The sequence below is a fragment of the Photorhabdus sp. RM322S genome (assembly GCF_042879395.1).
GTDB lineage: Bacteria > Pseudomonadota > Gammaproteobacteria > Enterobacterales > Enterobacteriaceae > Photorhabdus > Photorhabdus khanii.
In genome coordinates, this window is record NZ_JBHFKW010000013.1 from 80756 (window position 1) to 97727 (window position 16972).

Here is a 16972-nt window from a genome sequence, read left to right on the forward strand (position 1 = left end):
GATTATTTCTCCCTCAATGCTTCAGATTGATACTCTCTGATAGGACTCAGGAGATAATCGATAACGCGCCGCTGATCAGTTTTGATTTCGGCAACAATGGACATACCCGGGGTAATTTCGATATGGGTATTGTCTATGACAATACTATTGCGTTTGAGACTAATTTGAGCAGGAAAGACGAGTCCTAATTGTTCATCCGTGGTTGAGTCTCTGGATATACTTAACAGTTCACCGTCGATAGTGCCGTAACGTGTGTATGGGAAGGCATCGACTTTAATGGTGACTTGTTGCCCCGAATAAACAAATCCGGCGTCTTTGTTTAAAATTTGCACTTCCGCTAGCTGCACATTGTCATCAGGAACGATCACCATCAAGTTTTGTGCCGGTTGAAGTACCGCACCTAACGTATGCACACTGAGTTGTTGAACGGTGCCTGTGACGGGGGAGCGAATGACTTCAAGCTGCTCCCGTACCTGAGCTTTTGCAAGTTCTTGCTCTAAAACGACCAATTGAACTTCGGCCTGTTTTCTTTTATCAAACCATTCGCGCTCTTTTTGTGTTTTCAGACTGTTTAAACGCTCTTCTAGGCTAATATATTGCGATTGCAGAACATTAAGCTCCGCATTTTGTTGGGCAATCAGGCGCTCTGTTTCCAGAAACTCTTTTTCCTGTTCAAGATATTCAACTTTACTGATCACTTGTTTTTGACTTAAGGTCTGACGTGCTTTTAAACGCTGGCTGATATTTTGCCGGAGCTTAGTGAGCGCATTAATATCGCTTTTTCGTGATTGTTGGGAAGAGAGATTCACGTTCATCTCTGCTTTCAGATTGGTTACAACCGCTTCGTATTCTCTTTTCTCACGGGAATAGTTTTCAACCACTTGTGCTTGCTGGGATGCCGGTAATGATTGAAACAGTGCCTGTTCTGTTGGTTCCTGTTGTTCTGTCAAAGCCTGATAACGAATTTTTTCGTGGGCTTGATATTCGATCTGCTTGAATAACCGGGTGATATCTTGGTTAACGCCGAGAGTATCGAGTGTCAGAAGAGGGGCGTCTTTCTCCACCTGCTGCCCATTCTGAACATGGATAGCGGTTACCCGGCTCTGTTCATATGCCTGAATTATCTGAGAGCGGCCAGAGACAATCAGACGACCGGTAGCGGTTGCCTGAACATCCAACTTACTCAGATAGGCCCAGAGCAAGGCTATGATGATACCGACACTGAGTGTTATCGCAGTGTAGCGGGCAAAAGGTGAAGGTGGGCGTTGTGACAACGCTAAATGTGTTGGTAGAAAATCATAGTGTGGTGGGCGACAGCGCAACCGTGATTTCAGTTTATCTTTAAACGCCTTAATCATGGCAAAGCCCCTCCTGTTTTAATTCCTGTTGTAACTGCCAGAGTTTCCGGTACTGCTTGTCATGGTTAAGCAGCTGATCGTGAGAGCCTTGTTCAATAATTTCCCCCTGATTAAGCACAATGATGCGATCACAATGACGCACGGTTGAAAGCCGGTGGGCGATAGTGATCACCGTTCTGCTTTGGGCAATTTCGGCCATATTTGATTGAATGAGAGATTGTGACTCATCATCAAGTGCACTGGTTGCTTCATCAAGGATGAGAATTTTGGGATCAGCCAGGAGAGTCCGGGCGATGGCAAGCCGCTGACGCTGACCACCGGATAAGGATTGTCCACCTTCTGCGATGGTTGTGTCATATCCCATTGGCAGCCTGAGAATAAATTCATGCGCCCCGGCCAATTTGGCGACTTTAATCACGGACTCCAGGCCGGCATCGGGTTTTGACTGGGCGATATTTTCATATACTGTTTTGTTAAATAAGAAATTTTCTTGCAAAACCACACCGACTTGCTGCCTGAGTGTTTCAATGCCTATATTTTGCAATGGAATGCCATCTAAGGTGATCGCACCGGTTTCCGGGGTATAAAGGCGGAGTAATAAACGTGCCAGCGTGCTTTTCCCAGAACCGGACGTACCTACAATACCAATGGTTTCTCCGGCTCTTATATCAAGCGTCAGTCCTTTAATGGTTGGTGGAATGTCAGGTTGATAGCGAAAGACAATGTTGTTAAACGAAACTGAACCATGCAGCGTTACCTGTTGCTGGCCGGATTGTTGCTCGGTGGGTAGATTCAACATATCGCCTAATTTATCTACGGCTACCCGTGTTCTGATGAATTGTCCCCACAGTTCCACCAGCCTGGCTAATGGCTGGGACGTGTGGTTGACCATCATATTGAAGGCGATCAATTGACCAATGGTCATTTGCAGTGATAAAACTTCTGAGGCACCCAACCAGAGAATCGCGGCATTGGTAACTTTTTGCAGTAGCATGACAATATGGTTTGAGCGATTACTCAATTGCTGTACTGCATAACTGGTATTGACCATCTTCTCAGTCTGGCTATCCCAGCGGCGAATGAATCTCGGTTCTACCGCCAGACTTTTAAGGGTTTCAGAACCGGAAACGGTTTCAGTTAGAAAAGAAGTATTTATCGCTGCATGAGTAAACTGTTCTTCAACGGCCTTCTCCATGCGGGGAGTCAGCCACCACGCCAGAATGGCATAAAAAGGGATGGTTGCGATAAAAACCCAGGTAAGCGTGCTGGATAACAGACTCATCACATAGATGAAAACAAACATAAACAGCACATCGACGGATAAAGTGAACATTGAACCGGTCAGAAACTCCCTGACGGTATCCAGTTCACGAACCCGTGTAACAATCGCGCCTACCTGACGGGATTTAAAAAAGAGTAGAGGTAGCCCAAACAGATGCCGTACCAGCTTTAACCCCAGTTTGATATCGATACGGTTTGCGGTGTGAGCGTATTGGTACTCACGTAATCCACGTAAAACCACCTCTATTATACCGGCGATAATTAAGCCAAAGACTAATACATCAAGGGTTGATAACGCCTGATGGATTAAGACCTTATCCATAACCACCTGAATGACTAACGGTGAAATGAGAGCAAGGATTTGTAGCACAAAAGAAAATAGCAATACTTCACCCAGGTTTTTCTTTTGTGCCAGAAATTCTGGAATAAACCAACTAATATCAAATTTAGTTTGCTTTTGTTTTACTTTAATCCATTTTCCACTCCACTCTGCCATCAGTTTTTCTGCTGACCATACTTCTGGTGTTTCTTTATTCACTTTCTGAATGAGTGAATTATCTTTATTCGATTTGGCTAAAATAAAAGGTAGGCCATTATTATCAAACAAGATTGCGGGTAATGATATGTCATGATATTTCTTTCTTGCAGAGTGTTTATTTGCAAGAGATAAGTTAAATTTTTTCTCGATAGCCCTTATATAAGAGTGGTAACAATCAGAGTATTTTAATTTATCAATATCACTGATATTGTTTTTTCCATTACAGATCATCAATATTAATTTTAACGATGATAGGGTTAATTTCTCAATCTCATTCATGAATAAATATCTTTAGAGTTTGTATAAGTAATATTTGCATAAAATATTAATAGAAACAGATTATTATGTTACCTGTTTGTTATGTTGTAATTTGATGTCACTTAATTATCTTATATTTGTTGTCGGTAATGGTGTGGGTAAATAGGACTATGTGTGGGGGGTAAAGAGACTTTTTTGGATATGAATATTGTCTTTGAATTTTTGCACTATATTATTTCATTTGACTCACTCATTTAGCAGCATTTGTCGTTATATAAGCTCAAGATTTCTTTGAGTTTAGTGCTTTTGTTGTTATATGTATTTAGCATTCTTTTTAATGAATTGTTTGTTTTTTGGTGAATAAAATATGTCTGAAAAATTCGTACAAACTATCTCTAGCGTCAATTATAACAAAGGTATTTTCTCTCTTTATTTTGTTGGTCAGGAACCAAATCGGATGGCGAACGGAATAATGGCGGAGAATGATAATGAACTTGAATTAAAACAGGTTATTCATATGCCGGCATCGGGATTTATGTATATGGTTTCGATGGTTAAAAATATGTTGGAAGATCCGCGTATGGCAGCGGAATTTGACAAACTGGTTGCCGCCGGGTTTCTGCCTGCTCCGCAATTGACTGAAGAGCAAGCTGCATCAGAAGTTATAGCGGAAGAACCTGCTAATGCGAAGAAACGCACATCTAAAAACGAAAAATAACCCTTGGCGGTTGAGTAACGTATGGCGATTGTACATCAACCAGCGAAACTGAATACCGCAGAAATTCAGGCAATGATCGGAGGAGTGTTACTGCTGAGTCAGTATTCTCCTTTGCATCGGAGATACCTGGTGTCCGAGTGGCAACAGCGTATCTTGCCTGCGTTTGAACTGAATCAGTTTTGCTATTATGCAAATGAACAAGGGCACCCAATTGCTTTTTGTAATTGGGCTTTTTTATCTGAGCAAAATCGAGATGAGCTTCTTTCGGGAAAAAGAGAGATTACCCACACGGACTGGCGCTCAGGTTCACATATCTTTTTTCCCGAAATGATTGCGCCTTTTGGACACGGCCGCGAAGTTGCCAGGGATTTACGCCGTCGTGTTTTTTTACCGTGGAAAGGCCAGAAAGCTTGTACTGTCCGCGGGAAACTTGATGTGCAAAACAACCGCTGTGTTCGTCAGGTGCAGTGGTTCTTTGTTTAATTTTTATATTATTATTTAAAGGCTTTCTAATGGGGAAATCATCTAATAGAAGTACAGAGTACTTCTTTACGGGGAAATACTACGACGATAATGATGGTAATGATATTACTGCTATTGGTGTTGGTGGTGAAGTTTATGCTTATGGCGGAAATGATGATGTTACTGTTGGTTCATTTAAAGTCGATGTATACCATACAGATGGTGACCTTTCAGTAAAGGGAGCTTCAGGCTACACCGGCATTAGTAAAACGGGAAATGGCGGTCTGTCGTTTGCGGGGGCAGCCGGTGCGGCTTTTATTAATCATACAGGTGATACGGGAAATTTAAATTATTCGGGCGCTGCTGGCTATAACAAACTAGTTCGTAAAGGTTTGTCTGGCGATACAAATTTTAAAGGAGCCGGAGGATACAATAAGTTATGGCATGAAACTAACCGAGGAGATTTATATTTTGCCGGCGCGGGGGCTGTTAATCACATTGACCGCACCTGGTTTGACCGTTATCAAGGATCACGGGGAAATGTGACTTTTAATGGCGCAGGCGCTGCAAACAGCATTAGCTCACGAGTAGAAAGCGGTAACATTACATTCAACGGGGCCGGTGCTGATAATCACATCGTACTTAAAGGTAAAGAAGGTAACATTATTTTACGTGGTGCTGGGGCATCGAATCGAATTGAGCGTATACGCCAAAATAGAGATGGGTATGAACAGACGCGTGGTGATATTACTTTTGAAGGTGTAGGGGGTTATAACAAACTCTATTCTGATGTCGCACATGGCAATATTAATCTCTCCGGTGCCGGTGCTTACAATGAAATCACCAGAGTAGGCACGAATAGAGATTTCTATGGTGAGACACTGGAATTTGCTAAATCTGAAGAGATAGTATTGACGACGGCAACGATGGGAGGAAGCTGGATCCAGGAATCTAGGCAAGTCACAGGAATTAAATCAACTATCGAACCGGATACCTATCTTTTTGCGTTTGCTGACAAAATGTACACTAAGATCAGTAAAGTTCGGCTGCAAAATAATCCCACAACCGGTAGGCTCGGTTATCACGCTACTTCTTGGTATAAAGCAGGCAATCACCTTGAAAATCTTGCGGCGAAAGATATTTCGTCAGGCAATGGATTTACCGCTGTAAACACTAATGGCGCTTACCGTCTCTCCAGTTTGCTCTTTGAGCATCAGCAACCCGTCAAGATTCATGCTGTTGAGGAAAACCTATTGATAGATCAGTGGGTAACCTATGCGGGTGGCATTGTGGTTAAAGTAGAGGATATCTCGTTAGGTGATGCCAAAATGGGGGGATATGCGATCTCTTCTGATGGTAGCAAAGTTGATGTTTTTGCAGTCAAATCGAACCGTCGATCCAATACTTATGTGTATGCCAAAGTGATGGGGCCATATACCAAAGTGGTTGAAGTTCAGTTGAAAAATGATTTTGATACCGGGCAACTGAAATACAAAGCAACAACATGGTACAAAACAGGCGATCATACGGGTAATTTGGCCAATGAACAGTTTTCCTATGATAATGGATATACCTCTATTGGCCACGGCTACACGTTAAGCCAGCTTCAATATAGCGCCAATACAGTGCGCCGTATTTCCCATCGATTAGTCCATAGCGAAGAATATAGTCAGAAAGACTTGGTAGAGTCATTCACAAGCAGTGGTTACATTAATTTTAACGGCGCGGGTGGTGGAAACGTTATTAAATCTAATGTCACGCAGGGAAATGTTAATTTTAAAGGCGCAGGGGTGGCAAACGTCATTTTGCATGGCTCAAAATTCGGTGATACGAATTTTGATGGTGCGGGTGCAGCCAATGTCATTGTAAAAAGTGGTGAAAAGGGCGATCTGACATTCCGTGGTGCGGGTTTAGCCAATGTCCTCGTTCACCAAGGTCAGAGCGGGAAAATGGAGGTTTACGCGGGTGGTGCCGTAAATGTTCTCGTGCGGGTTGGGGATGGACGATACCTGGCTCATCTTCTGGCCTATGGCAATATCTCAATCCACAAAGGCAACGGTGACAGCCGGGTGCTAATGTTGGGCGGATACAACACGCATACCCAAATAGGTGATGGCAGCGCGAACTGGTTCGGGGCTGGTGGCTTTAACGTTATCACCCAAGCAGGAAAAGGGGCTATCTCCTCAGTACTTTTAGGTGGTGCCAATGTACTAACTAAGCTTGGTACCGGAGATCTGGTTTCGGGTATGTTCGGGGGCGCTAACATTATCACGCATATCAGTGATGAAACTGAAACCTCAAATACCACCGCAATTGCGTTGGGTGGTGCCAATATTCTCACCAAAAAAGGGAAAGGTAATGCACAGGCTGTCATGGGCGGTGGTGCAAACGTCCTCGTGCATATTGGTGACGGTAACACAACTGGCGTGATGTTGGGTGGTGCCAATATTCTGACCAAAGTCGGACATGGTGACACGACTGGCATCATGTTCGGCATGGGCAACGTGTTAACCCATGTTGGTGACGGTTTGACATTGGGCGTGATGGCAGCGGCAGGAAATATCTTCACTAAAGTTGGGGATGGTACATCGATTGCGGCCATGATTGGCGCAGGCAACCTGTTTACCCATGTCGGCAAAGGGGATGCCTGGGCGTTAATGGGCGGCGCAGTAAACGTCTTTACTAAAGTGGGTGACGGTAATGGGCTGGCATTGATGGTAGCCGCAGGCAATGTGTTTACTCATATTGGGGATGGCACCAGTGTTGCCCTGATGCTGGCAAAAGGCAATATAGCAACTAAAGTGGGTAATGGCATGACCCTGGCGGCGATGATCGGCAAAGCCAATATCTTTACCCATGTAGGGGATGGCAATACCTTTGCTGCCATGATCGGTGGTGCCAATGTGTTGACCAAGGTTGGTGACGATCTGACGGCGGCTTTAATGGTGGGTAAAGCCAATATCTACTCGCATGTGGGTGGTGGTACCAGTATTGGCTTATTTGCCGGTGAGCTGAATGTCATGACTAAAGTAGGCGAGGGTACAACGCTGGCGGCCATGTTTGGTAAAGCCAATATCATGACTCATGTCGGCAATGGCTTAACTGGCGTATTAGCATTGGGTGAAGCCAATATTGTTACCAAAGTGGGTGATGATTTCATGGGAGTTGTTGCGGTGGCGAAAGCGAACGTCATTACGCATATCGGCGACGCGACAACCGCAGGTATCCTGTTTGGCAAAGGCAATATTCTGACCAAAGAGGGAGACGGTACCACAGTCGGCCTGCTTATTTCCGATGTGGGTAACGTGATGACACATGTTGGAGATGGCACGACGGTGGGTTTTGCCAAAGGTAAAGCCAATCTTATTACCAAAATTGGAGATGGCACCGGGGTGAATGCGGCTTGGGGTGAGGCGAATATCCTAACCCAAGTGGGAAATGGCGACCGTTACAACTTCGCGAAAGGTAAAGCGAACATCATTACCAAAGTGGGTGATGGGCAAGAAGTCACCGTGGTTCAAGGTGATGCCAACATGATTACCCATGTCGGTAACGATGATGATTACACCGGCGCTTGGGGCGAAGCCAATGTTATCACTAAAATCGGTGACGGGCGTAATGTGGTACTTGCCAAAGGTAAGGCCAACATTGTCACTCAGGTAGGCAAGGGAGAGAGTTTTAATGCCTTGTGGAGCGAAGGCAATATCGTCACCAAAGTAGGTGATGGTATGCAGGTGACGGCGGCAAAAGGTAAAGCTAATGTAACGACGACAGTAGGAAATGGCTTAAGTGTAACTGCTGCTTATGGTGACGCTAACATTAACACCCAGGTGGGTGATGGTGTCTCGGTTAACGTGGCTTGGGGTAAGTACAATATTAATACCAAAGTTGGCAATGGTCTTAATGTTGCGGCAATGAAAGGCCAAGGTAATGCCAATATTCAGGTTGGTCATGGCTTATACGTTAATGCCTCTTATGCGCGTAATAATGTGGCAATTAAGATTGGTGACGGCGATTTTTACAGCTTGGCTGTGGCATCGAGTAATACTGAAAGCAACAAATTCGACTCTTTTTTCAACAATATCAAACAGACTGTACTCGGTGTGGGTGGCAGTCAGGCGATCAACTACCTGGTTCAGGGGGATGAAGCTAACACATCGGGAACCCATAAAGGCAGAGGTGCAATTAACTTAGTGGAAGTTTCTGCCATTGATGGTTTTAAGATGGAGGAAATTGATCAAGTTGGTTCGGATTTAAGCAATCGCCTGAGTAGTTCTGTGACAGCGGTAGAAATGCTTGATATTGACTCAATAGAAAGCGCCTTAGCAGGCTCGTTGAATCGAAAAAATCGATTGGTATCAGAGAGGAACGAAAATCTGATCGTCAATGGTGACTTTGAACAAGGTAATCAAGGTTGGCAGTCAACTCATGGTGTTGAAGCCTATAATGCGGCAAGTAGCTACGGGCTTGATAATACCGGTCATGGAAAGCGAGTCAGTGAACTTGATGTGAATGTTAACACCACGCTTTCGCAGGAATTGCAAAATCTGTCTGAAGGTGAAGTTGTTTCACTGAACTTTGACTTTGCAAAACGTTCAGGTCTTTCTCCAGAAGAGGGTATGGCGGTGCTCTGGAACGGCGAAAGTATCTTCTCAACGTCTGGTGGCGAAGCTGCATGGCAAAATAAGACACTGCAATTAACGGCACAAGAAGGCACTAATCGAATCGAATTTAAAGGGACGGGCCGGGATGATGGGTTAGGCTATATCTTGGATAACGTTGTTGCAAAATCTATAGGTACATTGCCAACCAACAGTGTGACTGAACATGCCAGGCAAGACCAAGCGGCCAAAAATGCGTTAAGCGATAAAGAAAAAGCTGAAAAAGATCGCCGGCTCTTAGAAGAAGAAAAAGATAAGCAACTGGCTGCGATTGAAAAATCGAAATCTCAATTGGCAGCAACGGATCAAGAAGCGCTTAACCAGAATGGGCAAGCACAGAGTGAGGCGATAAAAGAAGAAGCTCAAGCGGTGACTGAAGAGCTGAATGTAATCGCTGACAGATTTAAAGAACTTAAAGATGAGACTGATGATAGTCGTGAGTTAGATAGCCATTATCTTGACTATGCGGGTGGAATCTCTGAGGACGTCCAGAAACAGCTAGATGACATCAAGCCAACATTAGAAAAACGGCTGGCAGATATACATCGGGATACGATTGGTACACAGCAAAAAGTAAAAGATGCCGTTGTGCTATCAGAAGCTGGTGTGGAAAAAGGTAAACAAAATCGTGATAAGGCAATTCTTGATGGTGTAGATGCGCAACTCAAAGCAGATCAGAGAAAAGAAGAAGCACTTTCACAGCAGCAGCAGGCAGAAAAGGCGAAGGATAACGCTAAGATAGCCTATCAGGATGCTGAAAGTCGTGGTAAGCGTGATACCGTGGCGGCGGAAAGTAAAGCGGCTCAGGCCCAAGCTGATGCTAAAGGGGCAAAACTGAGCGATTCCAGGCCTGATCGCATTAGAGCAAGTGGCAGCGGCTTATCAGGAGAAAAAGCCCACGAGTCAACAGGCGCAGGAGAAACCGGCAGCCATATTGATCCTGAATCGATGCCAGAAGCGAGAAACAGATATTATCAAGGACTGACCGAAGAAGAACTGCAAGCATTGGCGAGTGCTAAACAAGCCGTAAACCGGTTGCAGATCAACGCGGGAAGGCGTGCAAAAAATACCGGTGTTTCGCTTACTCCGCAGTCTGTTGAAACACAATCTGACCGCATTGTGGTACCGCCTTCACATCAGACGCGTGAACTCATCAGAAAAGCGCCGATAATTTCGGGTATTAATCTGGAAGGATTAGGTGGAAGCAAAAAGAGGGCGATCGATTCTTCTGTACTAAGTCGGGCACAAAAAATCGCCCACATTTACCGTTGGCTTGATAATGGTAATGTTGATACGCGGGACGAATATATTCCTGTTCCTGGATTTAAGCGCGTTAGTGCAGATATTTCCGATAAAACCAGGCTGCGGATGGTGACTTTTGTTGAAAAGTATATTCGGAATGCCAACACTAACACCAAAAACAAAGTATCGGAGAAAGTACCGGAGGATGAAGCTGCATCTTTAGCGAAACTGTTTGTTGACGCGACGCTGGATTATGACTGGGATAAACGCGTTGAGTTTATTGTAAAACTGGATCGCTATGGCTATAGCTTTGAACCTGTCCGCGATGATAAGAGTATTGTTTCATTCTGGTCCGGGAAGAGTTTTAGAAGACATAGAGATGTTCTTGAGGCAGCACAACCGGATGGTAAAAAAATTGTTTACGATGTTGATGTGCAAGGAAACGCCTTTGCGATTCAACTTAATAAGCAACTCATGCGCTGGGGAATTATGTACCTTGCCGATCCTGAAAATAATGAACATAAAGCGTTAAGATCGGCAATTAATGCTGCTGCATATAGCAACACCGGTTTCTGGAGTTCCATCTATGCCGCAGGATCACGTGGTGATGTTTATCTGATCTCTGAAGGCGGCTTACGTCTTGGTAACTATTTCTGGAATGTTGAATTACCTGTATTGCGTAAATTGCAACGTGAAGGATTAGTGGGTGAAATTCGATTGCTAGATAAGCCGGCAAGTGAATATGCAGGGCGGCCTATAGAATCTATTGGCCGCAACTTAACCAAACCGGGTATTACTGTGCAGACGCGCTTTGATGCGTTGACTATTGAAGAGCAGAAAAAACGGCTGGCGGTTAACCCCGGTGGTTATAAAGCCGATACCGTTGTTGAGCTCGATATTAAGCTCAGTGCTATCGACACTATGCTAAATCAGGCATTGCCGTTTTATGGATTACGTACAGAACGTAACTTATTAGTGCAAAAGAGTGATGAAGGATTTGAGGTGCGTGCGTGGCCAGGTAATGGCAATGAATTTAAGCGAATTATTGTAAAAAATACGACCAGTAATAATCTGCTTAAAGCAGTTGAACGTTTTATTCTGGCTAATTATGACAATTATGCACAGTTACCTGATGAGTTATATTTCATTGAAGATCGGATTATATCTCATCATCAAGGACACACCCGAATTCTTACTGAGAAAGTGAATGGCATCTGGAAACCCGTGCCAAAATTGATGTCGGTGAGTGAGTTCCAGGCAGTCGCATCTGTTGCAGGTAAAACTCGTGGTGACAGTTACCAAAAAGTAATTGATGCATTAGAGAGTTATCAGAATGCCCGACAAGGAAGAAAAGACGATGAATTGGATGTGATTGGAAAATTATCCGATTTGCGCCAACAGGTTGAAGGTTATCTCTTAGGTCATCCTGACTCAGGTCGTGTACCCGCAATGAAGGACTTGTTGTCTCAAATTGACACGCGCTTTGAAGAGTCGATGGTGCTTGCTGAATCCACTGTGAGAATCCCAGAACAAGGCGATTTCAGTAGTCTGTATGATAAGCTTGGCAGTGCCAATCTTAAGGATTCAAAACACTTTTATGTTGATGAAAATGGCGATTTTGTCACTCGGGGTAAGGCAAATACTCATATTAACCAGAAAGCGGAAAATTTTGATAAAGCGGTTGAGCAAGTCAAAGCAACGGTTATTAAAGAATATGGTCAAGATGTTTCAGATGCCGTCTTCTCGAATCTGAAAGCCAGCGATTTATCGAACGATGGTAAAGGTATTGATGTCTCTGGTTTAAGAAAGATCCATCAGGCGATTGAACAGCATTTATCTCCAATAAGTGCCACACTGTTTGTTTGGAAACCAAGCGATCATAGCCAGTTAGGGCACGTCGCCATGCAAATTGGTCAGGGACGAGCGCATATTAATGCGGACGATGCAGGCGCTATCAATGAGAAAAATTATGTCAGTTGGTGGCCTTCGTTGAACCATAGAACGCTTGAAGCAGATGTCGCCTTCGAAGAGCATGATAAGTTTGGTCTGGAAGATGGTGATCGTAAATTACAACGTTTCATTGAAAAGCTGCAATTCGCACAAGGGGTAGATATCACCTTCAAAGATGTTACTGAAGGCTTTGCTATGATGGCATTGGAAAATCCTGCGTTGCTGCAATCAGCCGGTATTCCTGAGCAGATATACCAGCCATTTGTTGAAATGTGGAATGATCGCCAATATGAGATGGCAGATGTTGGCAGACTTTTTGCGGAAGAACTGCGATATCAAGCCGATAAAAATGTACAAGACCCTCAACTGGCAGAAAAACGTGTTGCTAACGTCATTCGTGAATTTAAAGATCGAGAGTTGAAGAATATTCGGGACTTTAAAATCAGCGAAGCCGATCAAGGGCGCGTATTCCGCATTAACCTTGAAGGTCTGGATGTGGCGGCAATGCAGGCGGAATGGAATAAAATCAGCAGCGATCCTAATGAACATTATCAATTGCTGACGAATAACTGTTCAAGCATCATTGCCAGAGTATTAAAAGCAGGGGGGGCAGAGAAACTTGTCGGTCATAAGTGGCTGCCAAAGTTTGGTACCTGGACGCCAACTGAGTTGTTTAATTATGCTCAGGTGCTTCAAGAAGCTCAGCTTGAAGTAATAGCGAAAAAACAAAGCCACTCTCCCGTGGAAGAGTTAGCCGCGTTATCGGGCAAAAATAAGGCATTGGAAACGGTCGTCATGGAGAGTGATGGCACTCCATTACTGAATAAACTTATTACCAAGGATGGGGTGCGAGATCCTTTGCTTAATAGCTTGCAAGCAACATCAGCGGCAGAGTTAGTTCACAAACCTGTTAATCTCTGGCAAACAGTGGCGGTGACACCACAAACCGATGGCCGCGAGACTCGTTTTGATGGTCAGATCATTTTCCAGATGGAGGATGACCCTGTAGCAACTAAAGCAGCGGCAAATCTGGCGGGTAAACACCCGGATTCTAGTGTGGTTGTTCAGCTTGATTCTGATGGACAATACCGAGTTATTTATGGTGATCCGGCTAAATTATCAGGCAAATTACGTTGGCAGCTTGTGGGGCATGGTCGTAGCGAATCAGAGCAGAATAACACTCGTCTGAGTGGCTACCGTGCGGATGAGCTGGCAATAAAACTAAAACAATTCACCCAGAACTTTAGTCAGGCGGGTAAACCAGACCACATTAGCCTCGTGGGCTGTTCGCTGATTGAGGATGACAAACGAGATGGTTTTGCCCGCCACTTTATCATTGCGTTAAAAGAGCAAGATATCCACACGGCGGTTTCAGCTCGTCGTAGTGAAGTTGCCGTTGATGTCACTGGCCGTAAATTTACGCGAAATGAAAATAATCAATGGGTTAACAGCCTGATTGATAACAAAATCGTATTGAATTGGAATGAACGAGGCGAACTTGAAACGCATTCAGAGCGGGTGCGTCGCACTATTGCTGAAAGCGACATCAATCTCTCTCGTGTCGGTATAGCGGATGTAGATACGCCAGCTAAAGGTGCGATTGTGGATAATGCAGATATTTTCACGGCACCAGAGGAGCGCAAAAATAAAATTGAAGTTGACTCAAATCATATATCGAATAACCCGCTAAGTTACTCTGGTAATATTCAGGTGGATGTGGGGAAGGGTGAATTTACTGCGCTCAATTGGGGAACATCGAACATTGGTATCAAAGTAGGGACGGGTGGCTTTAAATCATTGGCCTTCGGGGATAATAATGTGATGGTGCACATCGGCAATGGTGATAGTAAACACAGCGTCGATATTGCGGGTTATCAGGCGCTTGAGGGAGCGCAAATGTTTATTGGTAATCGTAACGTCAGTTTTAACCAAGGACGCAGTAATGACCTAATTGTGATGATGGATAAATCCCTCCCAACGCCACCATTGGTTAATCCATTTGATGGCGCGGCACGTATTTCTGGCGTATTACAAGGCATTGCTTATTCTGGTGAAGAGCAGGATTGGCTAGCGGCACAAGATCAGCAATGGACAATCGCCGGCGCAAAGAAATTTGTTCGGGATATGTCTGGCTTAGATCAAACCAGCAGTGTGGATTATAAGACACTGGTTGAGCTGGATTCTCAGTATGAACGTAGCAGCCGTGGCCTGAAAAGTGATACTGAAGCGGCCCTGAATAAGAAATTTAACCAGTGGCTAAGTCGTCATGGTAATAGCGCCGATATGGGTAAAATGAGCCGTGCGGATAAATTGCGTCAGGCCAATGAGAAACTGGCTTTTAACTTTGCGGTAGGTGGTAAAGGGGCAGATATTCAGGTTACGACCGGGAACTGGAACTTTGTGTTCGGTGACAATATTCAGTCGATTCTGGATATTAATCTGGGTTCGTTGTTTGGCTTAATGACGCAACAATACTCAACGACGGGTTTGGCACAGACACCTTTTACCTATAATCCGCAGGATCTGCCTCGTCAGCTTAAAAACAAACTACTTGGTCGATTAGCGGGAGTGGGAGCAGATACCACTTTAGCCGATATCTTTGGTGTGGATTACACCGCGGATGGCCGGATTGTTTCCCGCACAGGCGAGCCTGTGGATGGCGTGGCTATTCTGAAAGAGATGATTGAAGTCATTGGGAAATTCAGTGGTGAACAACTGCAAGCCTTCACTGATCCTGATAAACTGCTCGACAGTCTGAAATCTCATCTCAACATGGGTAAGGATGGGATCAGATCATTTGCGGAAGGTCATGGTTTGAAAGAGAAAACTGTTGATGAAAGTCAAGAAGGTCAGGTTTCGGTAGCTAATACTGAAAATGATCAAACCGGCATTTTGGCTACTGGCAACACCAAACCAGAGCGTGCATTTGGCTTTAATTCACTGAATCTGCCTAACGTGTTTGCGACGATATTTAGCAAAGACAAGCAAGAAGAGATGAAGTCGCTAGTGACCAATCTAAAAGAGAATCTGACGGCTGATTTGCTCAATATGCAGGAGAAAACATTCGATTTCCTGCGTAATAGTGGTCATCTGCAAGGGGATGGTGATATCCACATATCATTAGGTAACTACAACTTCAACTGGGGCGGTGACGGTAAAGATCTTGGCGCTTATCTGGGAGACAACAACAACTTCTGGGGAGGCCGCGGTGATGACGTTTATTACTCAATTGGCACATCTAACATCTTTACGGGCGGTGAAGGTAATGATTTGGGTGTCCTGATGGGACGTGAAAACTGGATGTTTGGTGGTGATGGTGACGACACCGCGGTGGTGGCCGGACGCATTAACCACGTCTTTATGGGTGAGGGGAATGACCAGACATTTGTCTTTGGCGAAGGTGGCTTTATTGATACTGGTAAAGGCCGGGACTACGTTGTGACTTCCGGCAACTACAACCGGGTGGATACTGGGGAAGATCAGGATTATGCCGTGACCATCGGCAATAACAACCGGGTTGAGTTGGGTGAAGGGAATGATTTTGCCAGAGTGTTTGGTAATGACAATCGGATCGACGGTAATTCAGGCAACGATAGCATTAAGCTGATGGGCTACCATACGGTTATCAATGGTGGAGAAGGCGATGACCATCTGATAGCGGAAACCATTTCGAAGTTCAGCCAGTTTGATGGCGGTGATGGTCAGGATCTGCTGGTATTGGGTGGTTATCAGAACGAATTCAAAGGCGGTACAGGCGTAGACAGTTTTGTCGTCAGCGGAGATGTGATTGATAATCGGGTTAATGATATCAATGCAGAAGATATGATCGTTTTTAACGATATTCACTGGCAAAACTTGTGGTTCCAACGCAGCGGATACGATTTGGTGTTATCAGTGAACCGTCATACTCAAGATAAAACTGCTCAGGGCATATTTGAATCAGTAGGTTCAGTCACCCTTAATAATTACTTTAATGGCAATCGTGCCAAATTGGTGGCTCAGATGAGTGATAAGAACGCATCGGGAGAGCGTGAATTTACTGCGCTTTCAGATAACGCGGTTGATTCCTTGATCCAGGCAATGAGTAGTTTTACACCTACCGTGGGTGATAATGGTTTTATTGAGAATTTGGACAGTAAAGCCAAAATTGCTATTACAACGGCGTGGACAGATACCACTATTGGCAAGGCGAAATTTGCGTAATTAATTTTCGATAATAAAAGTAAAATGAGTAATAAGAATGACTCACAGAATCGGTAAGCCATTATTTTACTGCTGAATACGAATGCCGATTATATTGTAGATTGCTCACTGACCAATCGTTATTTTTATTAATTAATTCTATTCGTTATTATTGTTTTTTGACTAAAAAAGTATGATGATATTATCTCATTTACTTATATTGTTTTAATGGTTATAATCCTCAATATTTTCATGGGAATGGAATGAAATAATTGATCGTAATTAATGAAAAGTTGTATCTTAGTTTAGAAGTGACTTTATT

The 16972-nt window shown here is 44.2% G+C and carries 5 protein-coding genes; 3 read left to right on the plus strand and 2 right to left on the minus strand.

Annotated features, from left to right (window positions below; all coding sequences use genetic code 11):
• Window positions 1-2: 2 nt before the first annotated feature.
• Together ACGF63_RS10045 and ACGF63_RS10050 are read right to left on the minus strand one after the other, a co-directional pair.
• Window positions 3-1358: an HlyD family type I secretion periplasmic adaptor subunit gene (locus ACGF63_RS10045; protein WP_387630450.1), complete on the minus strand. Its 1356-nt coding sequence runs from the start codon at window positions 1356-1358 to the stop codon at window positions 3-5.
• Entirely contained in the window at window positions 1351-3456 is a 2106-nt protein-coding gene (locus ACGF63_RS10050; RefSeq protein WP_036850541.1) for a peptidase domain-containing ABC transporter, read from the minus strand. The genes ACGF63_RS10045 and ACGF63_RS10050 overlap by 8 nt, the downstream gene beginning before the upstream one ends.
• A gap of 346 nt (window positions 3457-3802) precedes the next feature.
• Between ACGF63_RS10050 and ACGF63_RS10055 the strand changes: the two genes are divergently transcribed.
• Genes ACGF63_RS10055 through rtxA form a run of 3 tightly spaced genes read left to right on the plus strand, consistent with a single transcriptional unit; the run spans window position 3803 to window position 16671 of the window.
• A complete protein-coding gene (locus ACGF63_RS10055; RefSeq protein ID WP_036850544.1) occupies window positions 3803-4153 on the plus strand; it encodes a hypothetical protein in 351 nt (116 codons plus the stop codon).
• A gap of 21 nt (window positions 4154-4174) precedes the next feature.
• Window positions 4175-4636: an RTX toxin-activating lysine-acyltransferase RtxC gene (gene rtxC / locus ACGF63_RS10060; protein ID WP_036850547.1), complete on the plus strand. Its 462-nt coding sequence runs from the start codon at window positions 4175-4177 to the stop codon at window positions 4634-4636.
• A gap of 29 nt (window positions 4637-4665) precedes the next feature.
• Window positions 4666-16671 (plus strand): MARTX multifunctional-autoprocessing repeats-in-toxin holotoxin RtxA, encoded by a 12006-nt coding sequence (rtxA, locus tag ACGF63_RS10065; protein WP_387630455.1) that lies wholly within the window; start codon window positions 4666-4668, stop codon window positions 16669-16671.
• Window positions 16672-16972: the final 301 nt, after the last annotated feature.